Annotated in this window: 22 protein-coding genes; 9 read left to right on the top strand and 13 right to left on the bottom strand. The window is 69.1% G+C overall.

Annotated features, from left to right (window positions below):
* The first annotated feature begins 5 nt into the window (after positions 1-5).
* The gene (gene apaG, locus ACK4FB_RS06820; protein WP_409749599.1) at positions 6-413 is read left to right on the top strand and encodes a Co2+/Mg2+ efflux protein ApaG; all 408 of its coding nucleotides are present in this window, start codon (positions 6-8) and stop codon (positions 411-413) included.
* A gap of 5 nt (positions 414-418) precedes the next feature.
* Here apaG and ACK4FB_RS06815 read toward each other — a convergent pair whose 3' ends face one another.
* A complete protein-coding gene (locus tag ACK4FB_RS06815) occupies positions 419-1393 on the bottom strand; it encodes an NAD(P)H-quinone oxidoreductase (RefSeq protein WP_409749596.1) in 975 nt (324 codons plus the stop codon).
* A 79-nt stretch (positions 1394-1472) separates the two neighbouring features.
* Here ACK4FB_RS06815 and ACK4FB_RS06810 point away from each other — a divergent pair, with 79 nt between their 5' ends.
* Together ACK4FB_RS06810 and ACK4FB_RS06805 are read left to right on the top strand one after the other, a co-directional pair.
* Positions 1473-1679, top strand: coding sequence for a DUF1192 domain-containing protein (locus ACK4FB_RS06810; RefSeq protein WP_409749593.1), 207 nt, complete (start codon positions 1473-1475; stop codon positions 1677-1679).
* Positions 1680-1781: 102 nt separating this feature from the next.
* A complete protein-coding gene (locus ACK4FB_RS06805; RefSeq protein ID WP_409749590.1) occupies positions 1782-2297 on the top strand; it encodes a DUF1465 family protein in 516 nt (171 codons plus the stop codon).
* Positions 2298-2311: 14 nt separating this feature from the next.
* Here ACK4FB_RS06805 and ACK4FB_RS06800 read toward each other — a convergent pair whose 3' ends face one another.
* Both ACK4FB_RS06800 and rpmE read right to left on the bottom strand, forming a co-directional pair.
* The gene (locus ACK4FB_RS06800) at positions 2312-3901 is read right to left on the bottom strand and encodes a murein L,D-transpeptidase (protein WP_409749587.1); all 1590 of its coding nucleotides are present in this window, start codon (positions 3899-3901) and stop codon (positions 2312-2314) included.
* A 150-nt stretch (positions 3902-4051) separates the two neighbouring features.
* Positions 4052-4276 (bottom strand): 50S ribosomal protein L31, encoded by a 225-nt coding sequence (rpmE, locus tag ACK4FB_RS06795; protein WP_021696940.1) that lies wholly within the window; start codon positions 4274-4276, stop codon positions 4052-4054.
* Positions 4277-4423: 147 nt separating this feature from the next.
* Here rpmE and ACK4FB_RS06790 point away from each other — a divergent pair, with 147 nt between their 5' ends.
* The 3 genes from ACK4FB_RS06790 to ACK4FB_RS06780 are packed head-to-tail and all read left to right on the top strand — an operon-like array spanning position 4424 to position 7814.
* Complete coding sequence (locus tag ACK4FB_RS06790) at positions 4424-6265, top strand: ABC transporter transmembrane domain-containing protein (RefSeq protein WP_409749584.1); 1842 nt, start codon at positions 4424-4426, stop codon at positions 6263-6265.
* A gap of 44 nt (positions 6266-6309) precedes the next feature.
* Positions 6310-6549: a hypothetical protein gene (locus ACK4FB_RS06785; RefSeq protein ID WP_409749581.1), complete on the top strand. Its 240-nt coding sequence runs from the start codon at positions 6310-6312 to the stop codon at positions 6547-6549.
* 44 nt (positions 6550-6593) lie between these two features.
* On the top strand, positions 6594-7814 hold the full coding sequence (locus tag ACK4FB_RS06780) for a CaiB/BaiF CoA transferase family protein (RefSeq protein WP_409749578.1): 1221 nt from the start codon (positions 6594-6596) through the stop codon (positions 7812-7814).
* Positions 7815-7820: 6 nt separating this feature from the next.
* Here the strand turns inward: ACK4FB_RS06780 and ACK4FB_RS06775 are convergent, their stop codons facing one another.
* From ACK4FB_RS06775 to rlmN, 3 genes are all read right to left on the bottom strand, one after another.
* Complete coding sequence (locus ACK4FB_RS06775; protein WP_409749575.1) at positions 7821-8645, bottom strand: serine protease; 825 nt, start codon at positions 8643-8645, stop codon at positions 7821-7823.
* Between the two features lie 19 nt (positions 8646-8664).
* On the bottom strand, positions 8665-9108 hold the full coding sequence (locus tag ACK4FB_RS06770) for a DUF350 domain-containing protein (RefSeq protein ID WP_409749572.1): 444 nt from the start codon (positions 9106-9108) through the stop codon (positions 8665-8667).
* Positions 9109-9223: 115 nt separating this feature from the next.
* Entirely contained in the window at positions 9224-10387 is a 1164-nt protein-coding gene (gene rlmN / locus ACK4FB_RS06765) for a 23S rRNA (adenine(2503)-C(2))-methyltransferase RlmN (RefSeq protein WP_409749569.1), read from the bottom strand.
* Positions 10388-10528: 141 nt separating this feature from the next.
* Between rlmN and ACK4FB_RS06760 the strand changes: the two genes are divergently transcribed.
* Together ACK4FB_RS06760 and map are read left to right on the top strand one after the other, a co-directional pair.
* A complete protein-coding gene (locus ACK4FB_RS06760) occupies positions 10529-10753 on the top strand; it encodes a ParD-like family protein (protein ID WP_409749566.1) in 225 nt (74 codons plus the stop codon).
* Positions 10750-11544 carry a type I methionyl aminopeptidase gene (gene map / locus ACK4FB_RS06755; protein ID WP_409749563.1) on the top strand — a complete coding sequence of 265 codons (795 nt, stop codon included), beginning with the start codon at positions 10750-10752 and terminating at the stop codon, positions 11542-11544. Before ACK4FB_RS06760 ends, map begins: the two co-directional genes overlap by 4 nt.
* A gap of 577 nt (positions 11545-12121) precedes the next feature.
* Here map and ACK4FB_RS06750 read toward each other — a convergent pair.
* The 6 genes from ACK4FB_RS06750 to groES form a co-directional block, all read right to left on the bottom strand.
* The gene (locus tag ACK4FB_RS06750) at positions 12122-12898 is read right to left on the bottom strand and encodes a dienelactone hydrolase family protein (protein WP_409749560.1); all 777 of its coding nucleotides are present in this window, start codon (positions 12896-12898) and stop codon (positions 12122-12124) included.
* 294 nt (positions 12899-13192) lie between these two features.
* Positions 13193-14797, bottom strand: coding sequence for a bifunctional phosphoribosylaminoimidazolecarboxamide formyltransferase/IMP cyclohydrolase (gene purH, locus ACK4FB_RS06745; RefSeq protein ID WP_409749558.1), 1605 nt, complete (start codon positions 14795-14797; stop codon positions 13193-13195).
* A 90-nt stretch (positions 14798-14887) separates the two neighbouring features.
* Positions 14888-16663 (bottom strand): heparinase II/III family protein, encoded by a 1776-nt coding sequence (locus ACK4FB_RS06740; protein ID WP_409749555.1) that lies wholly within the window; start codon positions 16661-16663, stop codon positions 14888-14890.
* On the bottom strand, positions 16660-17325 hold the full coding sequence (gene rpe, locus ACK4FB_RS06735) for a ribulose-phosphate 3-epimerase (protein ID WP_409749552.1): 666 nt from the start codon (positions 17323-17325) through the stop codon (positions 16660-16662). Before rpe ends, ACK4FB_RS06740 begins: the two co-directional genes overlap by 4 nt.
* A 158-nt stretch (positions 17326-17483) precedes the next feature.
* Positions 17484-19133 carry a chaperonin GroEL gene (groL, locus tag ACK4FB_RS06730; protein WP_409749549.1) on the bottom strand — a complete coding sequence of 550 codons (1650 nt, stop codon included), beginning with the start codon at positions 19131-19133 and terminating at the stop codon, positions 17484-17486.
* A 109-nt stretch (positions 19134-19242) separates the two neighbouring features.
* Positions 19243-19530: a co-chaperone GroES gene (groES, locus tag ACK4FB_RS06725; RefSeq protein ID WP_021698725.1), complete on the bottom strand. Its 288-nt coding sequence runs from the start codon at positions 19528-19530 to the stop codon at positions 19243-19245.
* A gap of 285 nt (positions 19531-19815) precedes the next feature.
* On the opposite strand from groES, the gene ACK4FB_RS06720 reads away from it, so the two are divergent.
* On the top strand, positions 19816-20223 hold the full coding sequence (locus ACK4FB_RS06720) for a hypothetical protein (protein ID WP_409749546.1): 408 nt from the start codon (positions 19816-19818) through the stop codon (positions 20221-20223).
* 72 nt (positions 20224-20295) lie between these two features.
* Here the strand turns inward: ACK4FB_RS06720 and pgi are convergent.
* The coding region (gene pgi / locus ACK4FB_RS06715; RefSeq protein WP_409749544.1) for a glucose-6-phosphate isomerase at positions 20296-21647 on the bottom strand (1352 nt) is incomplete at its 5' end.

Here is a 21647-nt window from a genome sequence, read left to right as displayed (position 1 = left end):
GCGACATGAAACGCAAGGGTTCCTACGAAGCCGAAACACGGGGCATCAGGGTCCGGGTCACGCCCATGTACCTGGACGGTGAATCCGAACCCGAGGAAGGGCGCTGGATCTGGGCCTATCATATCGAGATCGAGAACCGTGGCGACGCCGAGGTTCAGCTGCTGGCCCGTCACTGGATCATCACCGACGCCATGGGTCATGTGGAGGAAGTGCGCGGATCGGGGGTGGTGGGCGAACAGCCGGTGCTCTCGCCGGGCGACACCTACGCCTACGCCTCGGGCTGTCCCCTGGCCACATCCTCCGGCTCCATGCAGGGCGCCTACCGCATGGTGGACGAGTCGGGCGCCAGCTTCGACGTGGCCATCCCGCCGTTCTCGCTGGACGTTCCCGACGCACGGCGGGTTCTCAACTAGGCGGTTCAGCCCACCCTGAGAACCACCTTGCCCGTGTGAACCCCGGACTCCAGGTGCGCATGCGCGCCGGCGGCCTCCTCCAGCGGGAAAACCTTGTCCACCACGGGCCGGACACGCCCGTCGGCGACCCACGGCCACAGGCGCGCCTCGACCGCTTCCGCCAGACGCGCCTTCTCGTCTGCGTCGCGGCCTCTGAGCGTGGATCCGGTCAGGGTCAGACGGCCGCGCATCAACCGGGCAAGGTCCACTTCAGCCAGATTCCCCGACTGGAAGGCGATCACCACCCAGCGACCACCTGGCTTCAGCGCCTGCAGATTCTGCCCGGCATAGGCGGCGCCCACCATGTCCAGCACAACATCCGCGCCCCCCGCGTCTCTCACGGCCTCCAGAAACCGCCCGTCCTCGGCGTCGATGGAGACCTCGGCGCCCAGACCCAGGGCCGCCTCCGCCTTGGCCGCCCCCCGCGAGGTGGCGATGACCCTCGCGCCCGCCGCCCGGGCCGCCTGTATCGCCATGACCCCGATGCCCGAGGTGGCGCCGTGAACCAGAAGAGTCTCGCCGGCTTCCAGCCGACCATCCTCGAAGACGTTGGTGAAGACGGTGAAGGCGGTCTCGGGCAGGGCTGCGGCGTGAACGAAATCGAGCCCGGCGGGAATGGGCAATGCGTGGCGGGCGTCGACCGCCGCGTACTCCGCATAACCGCCGCCGCCCAGCAGGGCGCATACCCGATCTCCCGGGAGCCAGCGGGTTACGCCCGCCCCGACCGCCTCGATCTCGCCCGCCGCCTCCAGCCCCAGAATGTCGGAAGCGCCCGGGGGAGGCGGATACAGGCCCTTGCGCTGCAGAATATCCGGTCGGTTGATCCCCGCCGCGCGCACGCGGATCAGGACCTCCCCGGGCCAGACGTCCGGGACCGGTCGTTCGCCGGGCTGCAGGGCCCGGGCGTCGCCCTTGCCGTTCCTGATCTCGATCACCCGCATGCCCGACCCTTGCAATCCTTGGCGTCACGGCGCTTTCATAGGCGTTCGGGGAGCGAGCGCAAAGACGAGGGAGACGGCAATGGTGTTCGAGGATCATGACCCCCGGCCGGCCCGCGGTGCGGCCGTCGCCGCCCTGGGCCGCGAGGACCTAGACCTGTATTCGGTCGAGGAACTGGACGAACGCATCGAGGGACTGAATATCGAGATCGCCCGCTGCGAAAGGGCGCGCCAGGGCAAACAGTCCCAGAAGAGCGCCGCCGACGCCCTGTTCAGGTTCAAATCCTGAAATTGTCCAATGTCTTGCCGCTGATCTGGCACGCGGGTTGCAAACAGGGGGCGCAGGGCGCCAGCATGGGCGCAGGAATCGGGCGCGAGCCAGGAAGAGTGCATGTCTGAGTTGACCGCCGAAACCACGGGGAGCGACACCGTCCAGGGCCCTGGCCCGGGTGATTTCTCCCGCTCGGAGCTCTTCGACCGGACCTTCCAGGAGGGCATGGAGCTGGTCGAGGACACCGCCGCCTATCTGGATGGCGACGGTCGACGCGATTCAAAATTGCTGTCGCGTTCGGCCGCTCTGGCCTACGCCGCCGAAAGCATGAAGCTGACCACCCGCCTGATGCAGGTCGCGTCATGGCTGCTGATCCAGAGGGCTGTGCGGGAGGGCGACATGGGCCCGGAAGCGGCGGGCGAGGCCCGCTATCGTCTGGCCGAGCGCAGGATCGAGGCCGCGCCCAGCCACGCCGAACTGCCCATCGCCCTGGTGGAGTATCTGGTGCGGTCCGAGAAGCTTTACGACCGGGTCCTGTATCTGGACCAGCGCATGTATGGCGACGGCGTTTCAGCCGCCGCCCCCAACCCCGTGCAATCCCAGATTGATCGCCTGGCCGCAGCCTTTACGGCCTGAGGGCCGCAGGCAGGTCAGGGACCGACGTCGTCCTCGGTCGTGCGCGCGGCTTCCACGGGCTGGGGCAGGCTGAGATTGATGCCCAGGGCCTCCGCCAGACGGGCGTCGCGGTCGTATACGTCCTCGCGGAACGCCACTCTTCCCTGCCCGTCCACGAAGGCCGTCCAGTAGAGCAGTCGCACGCTGATCTCCCGGCCCGTCTCCACCCGCTGCGTACGGCGGCTGTCCAGCGCCGTGTCGAACTGGTTCAGGCGCGACGGGTCGGGCGACAGAAGAAGGCGCGCGAAATCCACGGCGTTGTGGACTCGCACACAGCCGTGACTGCGGTGACGGAAAGCGCTGTCGAAGGCGGCCTTGGACGGGGTGTCGTGCAGGAAGATGGCGTGGCTGTCGCGCAGTTCGAACTTCACATAACCCAGCGCCGCGTTAGGTCCGGCTCGCTGAACCACATTGCCGGCGGGGGCGATGTACATGTTCTGGGAGGCCAGATAGGCCGGGCCGCGCGGCAGGATCTCGTTGCGCGCAATGGAGGCCGGCACATACCAGGGCGGGTTGGCCACCACGGAGGCGAAGGGCTTTTCCAGACTGGGCGTCTGGTTGGCGGCGGTGCCCACCACCACGCGGTTGGAGTGAACCGGTCGGTTGTCCTTCCAGTAGACCATGATCGCCGCGGCGGTATTCACCTCGATGCGCTCGGGCGACAGCTCCCGCTTCAGCCAGCGTCGCCGCTCCAGATTCAGGGCGATCTGGCGGGCGCGGTCCTCGGCCGACGCCGACAGGGACCGCTGGGTGGCCGGGCCGATGCGGCCGTCCACGCCCAGACCGTGCCGAAGCTGGAAGCCGCGCACCGCCTCGACCAGTTCAGGCCCATAGATGTCGCCGTTCAGCGCGATGGCCCGATCCGCACGGGCTTCGAGATCTCCCTCGGCCACCAGACGGGCGCGCAGGGCGGCGATGCGCCGGTCCGGGGCGCCCGGCTCTATGGTCCCGCCCTGCGGGAACGCCGGCCAGCCGCCGGTTTCCCGGATCAGACGGCGATAGCGCACATAGCCAGCAGACAGATTGGTGTAGCCGATGTCCGTGGGGGCCAGGGCCTCGAACCAGTCCAGCAGCCGGTCTCGCGACACGGCCTCGTGCAGCCCGCCCGCCAGATCGACGCGGTTCTTCTGCATTTCCCAGAGGTTTTCGACCGTCTCGGGACGAACCGCGCCCTCGGCCAGAACCCGCGCATAGCCGAGCGCGGCGATTGAGGTGCGAATGTCGGAAGTGGCCGGGTCTGAGGCGAGGCCGGCGAAATCGAAGTAGTCGCTCCCGGACAGGCCATGGCGCTCCGACCGTTCCGCCACCTGGCCCAGCACCCGGACGCGCTGCGTCGTCCAGATGGGCCGCCAGCCCGCCATCTCGTAAAGACGGCGCAGTTCGGGCTGAAGCGCGGCGGGCGCGCGGTTCAGTTGAACGTTGAATCCATCGTAGAAGGCGCGGGCCGCCGGATCCTGCGGCGCCTGCGACGGGGCGCCGGGCATGGCGGAATAGGGGGTCTGGGCCCGGGCTGTCGTGGCCAGGGCGGCCGCCGCTACGCCCAGCCCCAGTTCCCGTCGATTCATGACCATATGCAATCCAGCCTCGCCGGCGCCGCCGACGGGACGCCCCAGTTTTCCAACACCCGAACCTTAACGGCGTTCCGGGCAAACAAAAAGCGCCGGTCGGCTGACCGGCGCCCTTGTTGGTCACGGCTGTGGCCCGCAGGCCGCGCCTTACTTCTTGAGGAAGCCGCCGTACTTGTTGGTGAAGCGCGACACGCGGCCGCCGCGGTCCAGCAGGGTCTGGTTGCCGCCGGTCCAGGCCGGGTGGGTGGACGGATCGATGTCCAGGTTCAGCGTCGCGCCTTCCTTGCCGTAGGTCGAGCGCGTCTGATAGGTGGTCCCGTCGGTCATCACCACGGTGATGAAGTGATAGTCGGGATGGGTGTCCTTTTTCATCGGTCCGGCGTGTCCTGATTAGCGCCCCGTGACTGGGTCGGGACGATACCGACCGTCCGCGCGCAGAAAATGGAAACCCGCCGGAAGCCCCGGCGGGAGAGGGGCGGCGTTTACACCCATGGACCTTCTGAGGCAAGAGGCGCGGCCATGACCGCCACGCCGCCGCCATCCCGCGCCGATCTCGACCGCCCCAGTCCGGGGGCGGTTCTGGCTGAATCCATAACCGAGGCGGCAGATCGCCGGGAGCGTCGGCGCGACGTCCGTCCCCTCGGACGCCTATTGCCGTTCCTCGCCCGTCACAAGGGCAGCGCCCTGACCGCGGCCTTCTGGCTGACCATGTCGACCATGGCCTCGCTGGGCCTGACCATCACCGCACGCGGCGCCATCGATAACGGCTTCGCCGAGGGCGGGGCGGACCTGGACGTCTGGTTCCTTGTTCTGGGCGCCAATGCCGTGGGCCTGGGGCTGGCCACGGCGCTGCGTTATTTCTACGTCACCAAGACGGGCGAGCGCATGATCGCGGACCTGCGTCAGGCGCTGTTCGGCCGCATCCTGAGACTGGACCCGGCCTTCTTCACCCACATGCGCACCGGGGAGGTGCTGTCGCGACTGACCACCGACATCCAGTTGGTGGACGCCCTGCTCACCACCTCGATCTCCTATGCGCTCAGAAATGTGCTGACCCTGATCGGCGCCACCATCCTGCTGCTGATCGTCAGCCCCAAGCTGACCGGCATGGTGATGCTGATCACGCCCCTGCTGATCGGTCCGCTGTTCCTGTTCGGTCGCAAGGTTCGCACCCTGACAGTGGAGTCCCAGGACCGGTTCGCCGGAGCCGTGGGCTTCGCAGGTGAAAGCGTCGACGCCATCGAGACGGTCCAGGCGTTCGGCCGCGAACCCTCGGCCCGGTCGCGCTTCAACGACGCGGTGGAGGCGGCCTTCGCCGCTTCCCTGCGGCGCATGAACGCCCGGGCCTGGATGACCGCCCTGGTTATTGTTGTCATGTTCGGCGGCGTCAGCCTGGTTCTGTGGCTCGGCGCCCGCGACGTGGTGGCCGGGGTCATGACGCCGGGCGCCCTGTTGCAGTTCGTGTTGCTGTCCGTGTTCGCCGCCGGCGCTGTGGGCGCCCTGGGCGAAAGCTGGGGCGATGTGCAGAAGGCCGCCGGGGCCATGGCCCGCATTGATGAGCTGATGAAGGCCGAGCCTTCCATCGCCGCGCCGCCCAAACCCTGCCCTCTTCCGTCGCCGCCACGCGGCGAGCTGGCCATGTCGGGCGTGTCCTTCGCCTACCCGGGGCGGCCGGACCTGCCCGCCTTGAAGGATTTCAATCTGACCGTGCGTCCCGGCGAGACCGTGGCCCTTGTGGGTCCCTCCGGCGCGGGCAAGTCCACGGTGTTCCGCCTTCTGCTGCGCTTCTATGACCCCCAGGCCGGCCGGATTCTCGTGGACGGGGTGGACGTGCGCGAGGCCGATCCGGAGGCCGTGCGGGAGCGCTTCGCCTGGGTGTCTCAGGAGGCGCCCCTGTTCTCGGGATCCGCGCTGGAGAACATCCGGTTCGGGCGCGAGGACGTGACGCTGGAGGGCGCGCGCGACGCGGCCCGGCGAGCCCAGGCCCTGACCTTCCTGGACGCCCTTCCCGAGGGTTTCGACACCCCGCTGGGCGAGCGCGGCCGCTCCCTGTCGGGGGGACAGCGGCAGCGGCTGGCCATCGCCCGGGCCCTGGTGCGGGAAGCTCCGATCCTTTTGCTGGACGAGGCCACCAGCGCCCTGGACGCGGAAAACGAGCGGTTGGTCCAGGCCGCTCTGGACAAGGCCATGGAGGCTCGCACCACCCTGGTCATCGCCCACCGCCTGGCCACGGTCCTGCGCGCCGACCGCATCGTCGTCATGGACGACGGTCGGGTGGTCGAGGAAGGCGCACACGCCGAACTGATGGCGCGGGGCGGGCTCTACGCCCATCTGGCGGACCTTCAATTCCGCACCCGGTGAGGCCATATGTTATGATAAAGCTGGTATCCCGAATGGAGAGCGCCATGCGCATGATTCCGACCACCGTGTCCGCCGTTCTCGCCGTCGCCGCCCTGACCGCGTGCGCCAGCACCGGCGGCGAAACCTATCAGTCCGAATACAGCCGCCTCAATGCATCCTGCCAGGAGCGGGGCGGCATGCTCACGCCGTCCTCGGGCCCGTCGTCCGGGCGTCCGGCGCTGGACTACCAGTGTGACATCCGCGACGGCGGGCGTCTGACGGCCGAGCGCGCGAACCGCGACTGACGCTGCGGATTCGCCCGGCGGCGGAAATGGGCTAGACGGAGGGCATGACCAGCGCCCCAGACGCCTCCATGCCCTCCGCCCCCCTCGCCGGCGTCCGCGTCCTCGACCTGTCCCGCGTCCTGGCCGGACCCTGGGCGACCCAGCTGCTGGCGGATCTGGGCGCCGATGTGATCAAGATCGAGCGACCGGGCGCGGGCGACGACACTCGCCATTGGGGTCCCCCCTTCACGACCCGCACGGATGGCGGGCCCGGCGACGCCGCCTATTTCCTGTGCGCCAACCGGGGCAAGCAGTCGGTGGCCCTGGACATCGCAACCCCCGAGGGCGCGGACCTCGTCCGCCGCATGGCCGCCGACGCCGATGTGGTGGTCGAGAATTTCAAGACCGGCGGCCTGAAGAAGTACGGCCTGGATTTCGACAGCCTGAAGGCGGTCAATCCGCGGCTGGTCTACTGCTCCATCACCGGCTTCGGCCAGACCGGTCCCCGCGCCCGTCAGGCGGGCTATGACTACATGATCCAGGCCATGGGCGGGCTGATGTCCATCACAGGCCAGCCTGACGGCGCGCCGGGCGCCGAGCCCATGAAGGTCGGCGTGGCGGTGGCCGACCTGTTCACCGGCCTGTACGCCTCCAACGCCATTCTCGCCGCCCTCTACGCGGCGCGCGAGACGGGTCAGGGCCGCCACATCGACATCGCCCTGTTCGACGTCCAGGCGGCCATGCTGGCCAATCAGGCCGCCAACTGGTTCGTGTCCGGAAAAGCCCCGACCCGCATGGGCAACGCCCATCCAAACCTGTCGCCCTACCAGCCCTTCCCCTGCAGCGACGGCATGGTGGTGATCGCCGTGGGCAATGACGGTCAGTTCCGCGCCCTGTGCCAGGCCCTGGGAGAGCCGGAGCTGGGGACCGACGACCGCTTCGCCGCCAACGCCGGACGTGTGGCCAACCGCGACCAGCTGGGGCCCATCCTCTCGGCCCTGACCGCGCCCCTGACCATGGTCGCCCTGATGCAGCGGCTGGAGGCGGCGGGCGTGCCCTGCGGGCCCGTCAACACCGTGGATCAGGTCTTCGCCGAGCCCCAGGCCGTGGCGCGGGGCCTCACCATCGAACAGACCCGCCCCGACCTGGACGGCCCCGTCCGCACGGTGGCCAGCCCCATCCGCATGAACGGCGTGGCCGCCGTCAGCGACCGGCCGCCGCCCGCCCTTGGCGAACACACGGAGGCGGTGCTGGCCCGCTATCGGGACAGGCCCGACCGGGCCTGAGCCGCGTCACTCCAGACAGACCACCTGCGCCACGCGCAGGTCGCGCCGCAGGCGGTCGGCGACGCGGTAATAGTTGTCGATGGTGACCGGCTCGCCCAGGGCGGGCTCTCCGGCGCGCACCGTGCCGCGCAGCACCGGAGCCAGGGTGTCGGGCGAGGTGGTGTAGATTCGACCCCGGCGCGGCGCCTCTGCGATGGTCACGCCGATCACCCGGCCTTGCCGGTCCATGGCCGGCGCGCCGGAAAGTCCCGACAGGGTGCCGGCCAGGCCGTCGGTGCGCCCCACCTCGGCCCAGGCCAGAACCGGCTCGTCCCGCGCGCCCCGTCCGGAAATGCGCAGGGTCTCGCGGCCCAGCAGCCGGGAGGTCACCTCGCCCGGAACGCCCTGCGGATAGCCGGGATGAAAGGCCCTCTGCCCCTGATGCAGGGGCGCCTCCACCGCCAGCGGCATGGCCGTCGGCCCGCCGTCGGTGATCAGCAAGGCCACGTCTGCGCGAGGCGCCAGACGCACGTCGGCCGCCACCGCGCGTCCGCCGCCGATGATCAGCGCCGGTCGGCGGCAGCCCTCGACCACGTGGCGTGCGGTCAGCCACCGTCCCTGGGAGGAAATGGCGAAGGCCGTGCCCATGGCGGGCTGAAAATTCGGCGGGGCCTCCACCATCACAGTGGGATCGAACGGGGTGATGGGGCCCAGCAACGCGCCCTCCGCCTCGTCCGGCGGCGGCGGGGCGGGCGGGTTGTAGACACGCTCGCGCCGCGTGGTGGCGACCATCAACAGGGCCAGCACCACGATCCCGTAGATCAGCCAGTCTGGAACCCTGGGAAAGCGCACGATGGGGTCTGGACCTCCGTCAGCCGGTCAGGGCCGCAGCCAGGATCAGGGCCGTGGCGATCTTGGCGGCGACCAGCAGCACCGCGGCCGGAACCTCGCCGTCCTGGATGCGCTGGGGCAGGCCGGTCAGGACCATGTCCACGACCCGGAACGCCAGCAACTGCATGACGATGGTGGCCACGCCCCAGATGAGGATGTCGCGCACCGAGGTGGACACCGACAGCGAGACCGACAGCGGAATCGCCAGACCGATCAGCACCCCGCCCAGCGCCACGGCGGCGGCGGCGTTGCCCTCGCGGATCAGGGCGATCTCCTTCCACGGCGTCAGCAGGGCGTAGACCGTGGTCCCGGCGAACAGCAGGCCCAGCGTCACCGCCGCATGCATCAGCGCGATCGGAAACCCTGCGGCGAAGGCCTGGACTTCGGGGCTGGACAGGCTGGGAACGAGCGTCTGGGGATCCATGGGCTTCATATAGGGGCGATGGGTGTCGAAAGCCTTGCCCGAATCCCGCCCCAATCCGCAAGCGCGTGCGGGACACACCGCGAGGAATTCGCTGATGGGTTGTCCGGCGACTGGTTCAGGCCGCCGCTTCGGAAGCGGTCGCCGCGCGCCGCGCGCTGGCCCGCAGCTTCTCGCTTTCGGACTTCAGCTGGCCGCAGGCCGCCAGGATGTCGCGTCCGCGCGGGGTGCGGATGGGGCTGGCGTAGCCCGCCTTGTTCAGGATCGCCGCGAAGCGCTCGATGGTCTTCCAGTCCGAGCACTCATAATCAGTGCCCGGCCACGGATTGAACGGGATCAGATTGACCTTGGCCGGAATGCCCTGGATCAGCTTGACTAGGGCCCAGGCTTCTTCCGGGCTGTCGTTGACGCCCTTCAGCATGACGTACTCGAACGTCACCCGGCGGGCGTTGGAGAGGCCCGGATAGGCCCGGATGCCCGCCATCAGTTGTTCCAGATCGTACTTCTTGTTCAGCGGCACCAGCACGTCGCGCAGGGCGTCATTGGTGGCGTGCAGGCTGATGGCCAGCATGGCCTGGGTCCGCGCGCCCAGCGCCTCCAGCTGCGGAACCACGCCCGAGGTGGAGACCGTGATCCGGCGGCGCGACAGGGCGATGCCCTCGTTGTCCGAGATGATGTCGATGGCGTCGGCCACGTGGTCGAGATTGTAGAGCGGCTCGCCCATGCCCATGAAGACGATGTTGGACAGGCGACGGTCCTCTTTCGGCGACGGCCATTCGTCCAAGTCGTCCCGCGCCACCTGCACCTGGGCCACGATCTCGGCCGCCGTCAGGTTGCGGACCAGCTTCTGGGTGCCGGTGTGGCAGAAGGTGCAGTTCAGGGTGCAGCCCACCTGCGACGACACGCACAGGGCGCCGGCCCGACCCACGTCCGGGATGTAGACGGCCTCGACCTCGATGCCCGGCGCCGTGCGGATCAGCCATTTGCGGGTGCCGTCCTTCGACACCTGACGCTCGACGATCTCGGGGCGGGCCAGGGTGAAGGCCTCGGCCAGCTTGGCCTGGGTGTCCTTGGCGATGTTGCTCATGGCGGCGAAGTCGGTGACGCCGTAGTGATGGATCCAGCCCCACACCTGCGAGGCGCGCATCTTCGCCTTCTCCGGTGGGCAGATGTCGGCGTCGATCAGGGCCTGACGCAGGCCCGCGCGCGTCAATCCGGAAAGATTGACGGGGGCGGCGACGGCCGCGCCGGAAACACGCGAAAGATCGAGGGTCACGCCCACGGGCAAAGGTCCATGCGTTGGAGGAAGGCCGCCCCTATAGCACAAAACGGAGCGGATTTAAGGTGGGGGCGGGTGGGGCGTTGCCCAGGCCTGAGCGCCTATATATGATGCGCATATAAATCATATATTCCGGGGCGCTCCATGGGCATCGTCAACATCGAGGATGAGCTGCACGAACAGCTGCGCCGGGCCAGTCGAGCCTCCTGTCGGTCGATCAACGGCCAGGCCGCGTTCTGGATCAGGCTGGGCATGCTGTGCGAGCTGTACCCCGGCCTCACCTTTCAGGAGCTGGTGGCTCGCGAGCTGAAGGCGGCGGGCGTCGACGCCCCCGACTTGACCGCCCCCGATCTGACCGCCGCTGCATGACCAAAAGCCCGGCCGAGGTGGAGCTCATGGCCGAGTCCGGCCGCCTGCTCGCCTCTGTGTTCACCCATCTGGACGGCCTGCCGCTGGCGGGCATGAGCACCCTGGAGGTCAACGACCGGGTCGAGGCCTTCATCACAGGTCCGCTGAACGCCCGGCCCGCCAGCAAGGGCCAGTACGGCTACGGCTTCGTGCTCAACAGCTCGCGCAACGCCGTGGTCTGCCACGGCGTGCCGTCCGCAGACGACATCCTCACCGACGGCGACATCGTCAATCTGGACATCACGCTGGAGAAGAACGGCTTCATCGCCGACTCCAGCAAGACATACCTGATCGGAACCGTGTCCGCCCCGGCCCGCCGGCTGGCGAGGACCACCTATGAAGCCCTGTGGAAGGGCATCGCCGCCGTCCGCCCTGGCGCCCGTCTCGGCGACATCGGCCACGCCATCGAGCGGCATGCGAAGCGGGCCGGCTATTCGGTGGTGCGGGAGTACTGCGGCCACGGCATCGGCCGCGAGATGCACGAGGCGCCCCAGGTGCTGCATTTCGGCAAACCCGGAACCGGCCTGACCCTGAAGGAGGGCATGACCTTCACCATCGAGCCCATGCTGAACCAGGGCCGCGCGGCGGTCCGCACCGAGGACGACGGCTGGACCGTGGTCACCGCCGACGGCAAGCTCTCCGCCCAGTTCGAACACACCGTCGCTGTGACCAAAAGCGGCGTCCGGGTGCTGACGCTGCGTCCGGATGAGGCTCAAAAATTCCCACGGGACAGGGCCGCCCCAGCGCAGTAGAACAATGAAATGCGTACGACATCTCGCTCGCATTTCCTTTCAACCGGTCTATTTTGGGCTTCACGATGCTGGCGTTTCTGGTGTCCTCGGCGTTGTTCGCCGCCGCCGCTACCACGGTCTATGAGCAGCCTGCCGTCATGACGTTTGCGTCTCAGAACGGGGATGCAAGCGCCCGGGCGAGTGGCGATGCGAGCTCGGGCCCTCTGCTTGTGTGCCTGCCTGCCGGATACTTCGAAGTCAGCGAAGGCGAGCGGATTGTGCGCGAGGACAGCGATGGAATCCATATCGAGAGCAGCCGAGGCTCTTACGTCATTCTGCCGGGCTACATACCCGGCGCCCCTTCCCCGGATGCCGGGGCGTTAGTGCGCCGTGACATGTCCGTCTCCGTGTACCGATTTGACGCTCCAGGCTTGTTTTATGCATTCGCACTCCGCCACCCCGTCCAGAACGTGGAAATCCCTCTCGCCTTCATGACGGGTCCTGCGCTTGGCGGCGATCGTACGGATGAAGCCGTATATTCAAGACTGCATGCAGCGCCGCCGCCTACCCCTTGTGACCGGCATTACACGCAAGGAGGCTAACCGCCGCTTTCAGGCGGGACTGGCCCGTCAAGCTCGAGCGCCGCCCCCAGAAACCCCGCGAACCGCTTCAGCGCCTCGTCGGTCAGGGCCTGGTCGTGGCGCATGGGGCCGGCGCCGGTGGGTTCGTCGAAGGCGTGGGTGCCGTCCACGGTCCAGCGCTCGATCTCCACATGGCCGCAGGCCACGTCCAGCACCCGCTCGGCGTTGCGCACGGTGGTCAGGTGATCCCGGGCGGCGATGATCGCCAGGGTCTTGGGGCAGTGGCGCCAGGCCCGGAAACGCCCCGTCGCCGCAACGCCCACATAGGGATAGGCCAGAAACACCGCCTTCACCCCCGACAGGTCCGCCGCCGCCGGATCGCGCAGCAGCATCTCGCCCGCCATGGCGCGCGGCGCGCTCAGGGCCTCCATGATGGCCCAGCCCCCGTGGCTCCAGCCCGCCAGGGCCATCCGGGATCCATCCACATCGGGCCGCTGCGATAGTCCGTGGATGGCCGCCATCACATCCCCCGCCCGCGCCCAGCCGCGCAGGCGCATCCCGGTGCAGACCGTGGCCAGGGCGAAGGCCCGGCTCCATCCCCGGGGGGCGTAGCTGTCGATGATGAAGGCCCGGATCCCGGCCGCCTTCGCCGCCTCGGCGTACAGGGGCAGGTGATCCCTCAAGCCCCCGCAGCCGTGGAACAGCAGCACCGCCGGCCGGGCCCGGTCGTCATCCGGCCCCACCTGCCGCATGTGCGGCTCCAGCATCGCCCAGCGCTCTGCGGTGGTGTCCATGGAGGCTCCTTCAGCAACAGCGGCAGACCGTCAGCCCACCCTAATCCGTCATCCTCGGGCTTGTCCCGAGGATCCATAAACTCCGCCCTGTCCGAGCGACCCCGGCCCGTCCCGCGCGTCTGGATTCCCGGCACGAGGCCGGGAATGACGAATGGAATGGGCGGGACAATCCTCTATTTCGTCCCGCTGTTTTCGGCGCCCTTACAATGGCCGTCGACGGTCATGACGCGGGAGGACGATTTCGGACAATTCGGACAATTCGGACTCTGTTTTTGCGCGCCCGGAGTCCGAAACCTAGTGCCGGAACACCCGCACCCCGGTGAAGGCCATGGCCACGCCCTTGTCGTCGGCCGCGGCGATGACCTCCTCGTCGCGGATCGAACCTCCGGGCTGGATCACCGCCGTGGCTCCCGCCGCCACGGCCTCCAGCAGGCCGTCGGCGAAGGGGAAGAAGGCCTCCGACGCACAGGCCGAGCCCTGCGCCAGCGAGTGGGCTAACCCCTTGGATTCGCCCGCTTCCTTCGCCCGGATGGCGGCGATGCGGGCGGAGTCGCGCCGGTTCATCTGGCCCGCGCCGATGCCCGCCGTCTGGCCCGCCTTCGCATAGACGATGGCGTTGGACTTCACGTGCTTGGCTACGGTGAAGGCGAACAGCATGTCGCGCACCTCCTCGTCGGTGGGCTGGCGCTTCGTGACGATCTTCAGGTCCGCCGGCGTGATGCGGGCTAGGTCGCGCGACTGCACCAGCAGGCCCCCGGCCACCGAGCGGAACACCTGACCCGGCTGCAGGGGATCGGGCAGGCCGTCGGTGATCAGCAGGCGCAGGTTCTTCTTGGCCGCGAACACGGCCTTCGCCGCTTCGTCGGCGCCGGGCGCGATCACCACCTCGGTGAAGATCCCGGTGATGAGGTTCGCGTCGGCTTCGGTCAGGGGCCGGTTGACGGCCACCACCCCGCCGAAGGCCGACACCGCGTCGCACTCCAGCGCCCGGGCGTAGGCCTCCGACAGATCCTCGCCCACGGCCACGCCGCACGGGTTGGCGTGCTTGACGATGACACAGGCGGGCTCATCGAACTCGGCCACCAGCTCATAGGCCGCATCCGCGTCGGCGATGTTGTTGTACCCCAGTTCCTTGCCCTGAAGCTGGCGGGCGTTGGCCACCCCGGGGCGGGTCTCGGAGGTGCGGTAGAAGGCGCCCGCCTGGTGCGGGTTCTCCCCGTACCGCAGGGTCTGGGCCAGGGTCCCGGCGATGGTCTTGCGGGCGGGGGCGGCGTCGTCCACCTGCCCGGCGAACCAGCCGGAGACCGCCGCGTCATAGGCCGCCGTGCGCGCGAACGCCCGGGCCGCCAGCCGCTTCCTCAGGGCCAGCGACGTGGTCCCGTCCGCCTTCAGGGCCGCCACGGCCTCGTCGATGGACTCCCGGTCCACGCAGACGGCCACATAGCCGTGGTTCTTGGCGGAGGACCGGATCATGGCCGGGCCGCCGATGTCGATGTTCTCCACCGCCGAGGCGAAGTCGCCGCCGCCCGCGATGGTCGCCTCGAACGGGTACAGATCGATCCACACCAGGTCGATCGGCGCGATGCCGTGCTCGGCCATGGCCTTCGCGTGCTCGGGCGCGTCGCGCACGCCCAGCAGGCCGCCGTGCACCACCGGGTGCAGCGTCTTGACCCGTCCGTCCATCATCTCGGGGAAGCCGGTCAGATCGGCCACGTCCTTCACCGGCAGGCCGGCCTTCTGAATGGTCGCCCGGGTGCCGCCCGTGGACACCAGCTCCACCCCCAGCTCGGCCAGGGCGCGGGCCACGTCCTCGAGCCCGGACTTGTCGGACAGGGAGATCAGCGCCCGGACGGGTTTGACGGCGTCGGGGGCGGGCGGAAAGTCGGGCGCGGCGGGCATGGGCATCCGTTCTGGCGAGCTTGGGGCGGGGGAGGCGGGAACGGCGCGCCGTTAACACGCGCCGCCCGATTTCGCCACCTTCGCCGCGCCCTAACCCGCCTCGCCGCTGGCCCCGGCCGGGCTCATCTTCCAGCGGATCTTCGTCTCGGCGTCGGTGCGGGCCGAGCCGCGCAGGACCAGCTGCAGCGACCGCCGCGTCAGGCCGTCCGCCACATGGACCGAAGGCTCGATGTCCACGTCCGGCGCATCGCTCCGGAACCACCAGCCCCGGCCCGAGGCCCCGCGCAGCAGGATGCTGCGCTTGTCCCGCGCCAGAGACGCCTGAACCCCCGGCTCCAGATGGAAGCGGACGGCGTAGGGGGCGGCCAGCGGCCTGGCGGCGTCCTTGTGGCCGTCGGAAGGATACAGGCGCTCCTCGGCCCGCAGCTCGTCCAGCCGCTGGTCCAGATACAGCCGCCGCTGATGCTTCAGGCCATAGCGCGGGACCCAGCCGTCGTGCTCGATCTCCAGCCACACGGCGCCCTCGGCGGCGCGGTGCTGGGCGTCCACATGGATCGCGGGTCCCACCAGACGCGTGCCCAGCAGGTCCGCCTTCCAGCCGGTCAGGGGCTGGGCCATGGCCCCGTCGCCCAGACACAGGGTCGAGCCGGCCGGGGTCAGCCGCATGGCCTGCCGCTCATGGGCGCGGGGGGTCCAGCCGCAATTGGTGACGATGCGGTCGCGCCCGCAGATGATCTCCATGGCCCCGGTCTGGGCGCAGGCGGAACTGCTCCACGGACCGGTCGCGGGCGGCGCCGCGTCGGCGATCAGGGTCAGCAGCGGCGTGTGCACCCGGGCGTATCCGCCGGGACCGACGCCCTCCACCGGGCCGGGGTCGTCCTCGTCGTGGGCGCGGGCGGCGGCCACCAGCGCCGGGTCCAGCGCCCCGCCCCCCTGAAACGCGGCCAGCCGCCCGTCGGGCAGGGTCAGGGTGCGCAGGCCCATGGTCAGTCGCCCGATGGCCAGCGCCAGCTCCGGCGGCGGCGTCTCGGCCAGCTGCAGCAGGACGTCGTCCAGGGTCAGCAGGTCGAGCAGCAGTTCAAGCCCCGCCTGCGGCGACCGGCTGGCGTGGGCGCCGTCCTCGCGCACCGTGTGCCTGAGCGCGGAGGCCAGCTTGTTCAGGGCGCGGCGGCGCAGCGACGCCCCCGCCTTGCCGCCCAGGGCGCATCCGGCCACCGCCGCCGCCGTGCGCTGCAGGGCGTTCTCGGCCAGCCCGCCGGGCGGGCGCAGCAGTTGCCGCGCCTGCCGCGCCAGAATGTCGGCCAGCAGGGCGCGGTCGGCCTCATTGGCCACCGCCGCCATGCGCCGCGCCGCGCAGGCCAGGTTGAACACCCGCCGCGCCAGAATGTCGGGCTGCCACGAAAAAGGCGACCAGTGGGAAAACACCGCGTGCCAGCCCAGGGTCAGACGCACGGCTTCGCGTGCGCCCTTCTCGCCGGCCAGCATCAGCGACGGCAGCCAGGCGAACTCATGCAGGGCGACCGCGAACGACCGGCTGGGGCTGGCCCGGTTCCAGGGGTCCTCGGGACTTCTCAGGTCCATAGACACGCCCGACAGCATCATGCGCCCGGCCAGAAGCGCGCGGCCGATCTCGGCGTCGCTGGGCCGGAAGTCGCGCGGCGTGGCGGCGAAGCCCTCGGCGCGGGGCCACTTCAGGGTCTGGTGATAGCCGGGCAGGCCGTACAGCTCGATGAAGGACTGGCGGGTCAGCAGGCGTCCGGCGACAGCCGGGGCCAGGCTCCAGCCGCCCGGGCTCGGCGCAGCCTTCACCGGCGCGGGCGCCGGCGGGCGCGAGGGATCGGCGAAGGGGGCGCTGGGCAGTTTCACGCGGCGGCCTTCAAAGCCTTTATGTTGTCGGCGTAGGCGCCCGGCCCGCCCTTGAACACCGAGGACCCGGCCACCAGCGCATCGGCCCCTGCGGCGACACAGGCGCCCGCATTGGCCGCCACCACCCCGCCGTCCACCTGCAGGTGCGCGGGGCTGCCGGCCCGGTCCAGAATGGCGCGGGCGCGGCCGATCTTGGTCAGGGCGGTGTCGATGAATTTCTGGCCCCCGAAGCCCGGATTGACCGACATGATCAGCACCAGATCAACGAGGTCCAAGACCTCCTCAAGGATGCTGAGCGGCGTGGCGGGATTGAACACGATGCCCGCCTTGGCTCCCAGACCCCGGATCGTGCCAAGGGTCCGGTGCAGGTGCGGCCCGCTCTCGGGATGAACGCTCAGGATATCGGCGCCCGCCTCGCGGTAGGCTTCCAGCCACGGATCCACCGGCGCCACCATCAGGTGCACGTCGAACGGCAGGGTCGAATGGGGCCGCAGCGCCCTCACCACCGCCGGGCCGATGGTCAGGTTCGGCACGAAATGGCCGTCCATCACATCCACATGCACCCAGTCGGCGCCCGCGGCCTCGATGGCCGCCACTTCCTGTCCCAGCTTCGCGAAGTCGCTGGCCAGGATCGACGGACAGATCAGGGGAGTTTTCGCCATGCCCCGACTTACGGCGGGCAGGCATGAGGGGCAAGCGGGGAGAGCCCACGAAAAAGGGCGGAGCCTCTCGGCCCCGCCCCTCTGTTCAGTTTGAGCGAATGTCCCGGCTCGGCCTCGCGGGTCGCCAGGCGACCCGCTCGTTGGCCGGGATGACGGACTTAAAAGTCCATGCCGCCCATGCCGCCCATGCCGCCGCCCATGTCCGGGGCGCCGCCGCCCGAGGACTTCTTGGGAGCGTCCGCCACGGCGGCTTCGGTGGTGATCAGGATGCCGGCCACGGAGGCGGCGTCCTGCAGGGCGGTGCGGACCACCTTGGCGGGGTCGATCACGCCCATCTTCACCAGGTCGCCGTACTCCTCGGTCTGGGCGTTGAAGCCGAACGAGGCGTCCTTGTTCTCCAGCACCTTGCCGACCACGATGGAGCCTTCGACGCCCGCGTTCTCGGCGATCTGCCGGATCGGGGCCTGGATGGCGCGGCGGATGATGGCGATGCCGGCGGTCTGATCGGCGTTGTCGCCCTTCAGGCCTTCGAGCGCCTTGGTCGCCTTCAGCAGGGCGATGCCGCCGCCGGGGACGATGCCTTCTTCAACGGCCGCGCGGGTGGCGTTCAGGGCGTCGTCGACGCGGTCCTTCTTCTCCTTGACCTCGACCTCGGTCGAGCCGCCGACGCGGATCACCGCGACGCCGCCGGCCAGCTTGGCCAGACGCTCCTGCAGCTTTTCCTTGTCGTAGTCCGAGGTGGTGTCCTCGATCTGGCGCTTGATCTGGGCGATGCGGCCCTCGATCGCGTCCTTCTCGCCGACGCCGTCAACGATGGTGGTGTCGTCCTTGGTGATGGTGACCTTCTTGGCCTTGCCCAGCATGTCCAGGGTGACGTTTTCCAGCTTGATGCCCAGGTCTTCCGAGATCACCTGGCCGCCGGTCAGGACAGCGATGTCCTCCAGCATGGCCTTGCGGCGATCGCCGAAGCCCGGCGCCTTGACCGCCGCGACCCGCAGGCCGCCGCGCAGCTTGTTGACCACCAGGGTGGCCAGGGCCTCGCCCTCGATGTCCTCGGCGATGATGACCAGCGGGCGACCCGACTGAACCACGGCTTCCAGGATCGGCAGCATGGCCTGCAGCGAGGACAGCTTCTTCTCGTGGAGCAGGATCAGAGGCTCCTCGAGATCGGCCTCCATCTTGTCGGCGTTGGTGATGAAGTACGGCGACAGGTAGCCGCGGTCGAACTGCATGCCTTCCACGACGTCCAGTTCGGTCTCGGCGGTCTTGGCTTCTTCAACCGTGATGACGCCTTCGTTGCCGACCTTGTCCATGGCCTTGGCGATCATCTCGCCGACTTCCACGTCGCCGTTGGCCGAGATGGTGCCGACCTGGGCGATTTCCGAGTTGGCCGAAACCTTCTTGGAGTTGGCCTTGATCTCGGCGAGGACGGCGGTGACCGCCTTGTCGATGCCGCGCTTCAGATCCATCGGGTTCATGCCGGCCGCGACCGACTTCAGGCCTTCCTGAACGATGGACTGGGCCAGGACCGTGGCGGTGGTGGTGCCGTCACCCGCCTTGTCGTTCGTCTTCGAAGCGACTTCGCGGATCATCTGGGCGCCCATGTTCTCGAAGGCGTCTTCCAGCTCGATTTCCTTGGCCACCGAAACGCCGTCCTTGGTGGAGCGCGGGGCGCCGAAGGACTTCTGGATGACCACGTTGCGGCCCTTGGGACCCAAGGTGACCTTCACGGCATTGGCGAGGACGTTGACGCCGCGCAGCATCTTGTCGCGCGCGTCGGTGTTGAAATGTACGATCTTGGCGGCCATGGTGGGCAGCTCCTATCTAGATGATTGTGTTCGAGAAATCAGACGTCGGGTGCTTTATTCGAAGCGAATGATCTGAGCCGGGCCGCTGCGGGTCCCGACCGATTTCGCCTTAGGACAGCACGCCCAGGACGTCGGATTCCTTCATGATGATCAGGTCGTCGCCGTCGATCTTCACTTCCGTGCCCGACCACTTGCCGAACAGGATGCGGTCGCCGGCCTTCAGCTCCAGGGCGTTGACCTTGCCGCTGTCGTCACGGGCGCCGGGGCCCACGGAGACGACTTCGCCTTCCTGGGGCTTTTCCTTGGCCGTGTCGGGGATGATGATCCCGCCCTTGGTCTTGGATTCTTCTTCCACGCGCTTGACCAGCACGCGGTCGCCGAGAGGACGAAACGCCATCTTTATGATCTCCTTAAAGGATCGAGTTCCTGCCCGGGCCGCCGTCTGTTAGCAGCCGCCATGCCCGAGTGCTAATGCAGCCGGGAGATAGGCCCCGGCCCCCTGCAGGTCAAGGCTTTTGAGAATTTCCCACGGCGTCCCGGGGCAGAAAAACGCGGCGCGCCGACGCCCCGGCCCTGAACGCCCGATGAACGAAAGGCTCCGGTCGTATTCAGGCCGGGCGGCCATGATGGGGCTCAATGAACATCCCCCTGTTCCGGCGAATGCGACTGAAAGGAGCCCATCATGATCAATTTCCGCACCTTGGCCGCTGGCGCCGCGGGCGCCCTGGCCCTGACCGCCGCCTCCGCCGCTCCCGTGTCGGCCGATGATCGAGGCCGCGACGCCCTCATAGGGGCCGGCGTCGGAGCCCTAGCCGGCGCCCTGCTGGGCAATGGCGACGGCGCCTATGTGGCAGGCGGGGCCCTGGCCGGCGCCGCACTTGGCTATGCTGTCTCGAACAACGACGACGACCGTAACCACTACCGCGACGGCCGCTATTACCGCGACGGACGCTATTGGCGGAATTCGGACGAGTGGCGTCGTCACAACCAGCGCTATGACCGTCGAGAGCATCGGCGGGACGTGCGTCACGACCGTCGGGATGACCGCCGCGACTGGCGCCAGGATCGCCGCAACGATCGTCGCTGGTAGAATTTCAGGACGACGTCAGATCGTCTCTCTCCAGGGGGCGGGTCCGCAAGGGTCCGCCCCTTTCTCTTGCGGTCAGTCAGAAAGGCGCTCGATCAAGGCGGCGGTCGAGGGGTCGTGAGGACGGCTCTGCCCGCTTTCCACCTCGCCCAGGATGGTGCGGGCCATGGCCTTGCCCAGCTCCACGCCCCACTGGTCGAAGCTGTTGATGCGCCAGATGATCCCCTCCACGAACACCTTGTGCTCGTACAGGGCCAGCAGGGCGCCCAGGGTCTCGGGCGTCAGGCGCTCCATCAGGATGGCGGTGGACGGCCGATTGCCGGGGAAGGTCTTGTGCAGCGCCAGGCGGTCGGCCTCGGCGGGCGCATGACCGGCGGCGATCAGCTCGTCCCGCGCGGCCTTCAGCGACTTGCCCATCATCAGCGCCTCGGCCTGGGCCAGGGCGTTGGCCCACAGGGCGGGCTGGGGCCGGCCCTCGTCGTCACGGGCGACCACCACGAAATCGGCGGGGACGGTCTCCGGCCCCTGATGCAGTTGCTGGAAGAAGGCGTGCTGGCCGTTGGTGCCGGGCTCGCCGAACACCACCGGACAGGTCTGGCGCGGCACGGGCGATCCGTCATCGCGAATGCGCTTGCCGTTGGACTCCATCTCCAGCTGCTGCAGGAAGGCGGCCAGGCGGCGCAGGCGGTGGGCGTAGGGGGCCACCGTGCGCGCCCCGCGCCCCAGTCCGTTGACGTTCCAGATTTCCGCCGCGGCCATCAGCACCGGCGCGTTCCGCTCCAGCGGCGCGTCGCGGAAGTGGGCGTCCATGTCCGCCGCCCCGTCCAGCATGCGCTGGAACACGTCCGGCCCCAGGCCGATGGCGCACGACAGACCCACCGCCGACCACAGGGAATAGCGTCCCCCGACCCAGTCCCGGAAGGCGAAGGTGCGGCCGCACCCGAACCGCTCGGCCAATTGCGGCGCGGCGGTGACGCCGATGAAGTGCCGGTCCAGACCGTCAGCGGGCAGGGCGGCCGCCAGCCACTGGCGGGCCAGCTCGGCGTTGGCCAGGGTCTCCTGAGTGGTGAAGGTCTTGGAGACCACGATGATCAGGGTGGTTTCGGGATCCAGCCCCGTCAGGGTCTGGTCCATCTCGGCCCGGTCGATGTTGGCCACGAAGCGGACCTCGATGTCCGGCGCGCGGGGCGACAGGGCGTCCCAGATCATGCGGGGCCCAAGGTCGGAGCCGCCGATGCCTACATGGACCACCGCCTTGAGCCGCTTGCCCGTGGCGCCCGTCTCCTCGCCTGAGCGCACGGCGTCGGCATACTCGGACATGGCCTTGCGCACCGCCTCCACCTCCCGCGACACCGGCTCGCCAAGAGCGCGATAGTCGCCGCCCGGCCGGGCCCGCAGGGCGGCGTGCAAAAAGGCGCGGCCTTCCG

The sequence above is a fragment of the Brevundimonas sp. genome, from assembly GCF_046299535.1.
Taxonomy (GTDB): domain Bacteria; phylum Pseudomonadota; class Alphaproteobacteria; order Caulobacterales; family Caulobacteraceae; genus Brevundimonas.
This window is presented reverse-complemented; position numbering and strand designations above follow the sequence as displayed.

Bases quoted from the DNA above. Each gene is read 5' to 3' on its own strand.
- apaG (WP_409749599.1), top strand. From the start codon at position 6: ATGAAACGCAAGGGTTCCTACGAAGCCGAAACACGGGGCATCAGGGTC.
- ACK4FB_RS06815 (WP_409749596.1), bottom strand. From the start codon at position 1,393: ATGCGGGTGATCGAGATCAGGAACGGCAAGGGCGACGCCCGGGCCCTG.
- ACK4FB_RS06810 (WP_409749593.1), top strand. From the start codon at position 1,473: ATGGTGTTCGAGGATCATGACCCCCGGCCGGCCCGCGGTGCGGCCGTC.
- ACK4FB_RS06805 (WP_409749590.1), top strand. From the start codon at position 1,782: ATGTCTGAGTTGACCGCCGAAACCACGGGGAGCGACACCGTCCAGGGC.
- ACK4FB_RS06800 (WP_409749587.1), bottom strand. From the start codon at position 3,901: ATGAATCGACGGGAACTGGGGCTGGGCGTAGCGGCGGCCGCCCTGGCC.
- rpmE (WP_021696940.1), bottom strand. From the start codon at position 4,276: ATGAAAAAGGACACCCATCCCGACTATCACTTCATCACCGTGGTGATG.
- ACK4FB_RS06790 (WP_409749584.1), top strand. From the start codon at position 4,424: ATGACCGCCACGCCGCCGCCATCCCGCGCCGATCTCGACCGCCCCAGT.
- ACK4FB_RS06785 (WP_409749581.1), top strand. From the start codon at position 6,310: ATGCGCATGATTCCGACCACCGTGTCCGCCGTTCTCGCCGTCGCCGCC.
- ACK4FB_RS06780 (WP_409749578.1), top strand. From the start codon at position 6,594: ATGACCAGCGCCCCAGACGCCTCCATGCCCTCCGCCCCCCTCGCCGGC.
- ACK4FB_RS06770 (WP_409749572.1), bottom strand. From the start codon at position 9,108: ATGGATCCCCAGACGCTCGTTCCCAGCCTGTCCAGCCCCGAAGTCCAG.
- ACK4FB_RS06760 (WP_409749566.1), top strand. From the start codon at position 10,529: ATGGGCATCGTCAACATCGAGGATGAGCTGCACGAACAGCTGCGCCGG.
- map (WP_409749563.1), top strand. From the start codon at position 10,750: ATGACCAAAAGCCCGGCCGAGGTGGAGCTCATGGCCGAGTCCGGCCGC.
- ACK4FB_RS06750 (WP_409749560.1), bottom strand. From the start codon at position 12,898: ATGGACACCACCGCAGAGCGCTGGGCGATGCTGGAGCCGCACATGCGG.
- purH (WP_409749558.1), bottom strand. From the start codon at position 14,797: ATGCCCGCCGCGCCCGACTTTCCGCCCGCCCCCGACGCCGTCAAACCC.
- rpe (WP_409749552.1), bottom strand. From the start codon at position 17,325: ATGGCGAAAACTCCCCTGATCTGTCCGTCGATCCTGGCCAGCGACTTC.
- groL (WP_409749549.1), bottom strand. From the start codon at position 19,133: ATGGCCGCCAAGATCGTACATTTCAACACCGACGCGCGCGACAAGATG.
- groES (WP_021698725.1), bottom strand. From the start codon at position 19,530: ATGGCGTTTCGTCCTCTCGGCGACCGCGTGCTGGTCAAGCGCGTGGAA.
- ACK4FB_RS06720 (WP_409749546.1), top strand. From the start codon at position 19,816: ATGATCAATTTCCGCACCTTGGCCGCTGGCGCCGCGGGCGCCCTGGCC.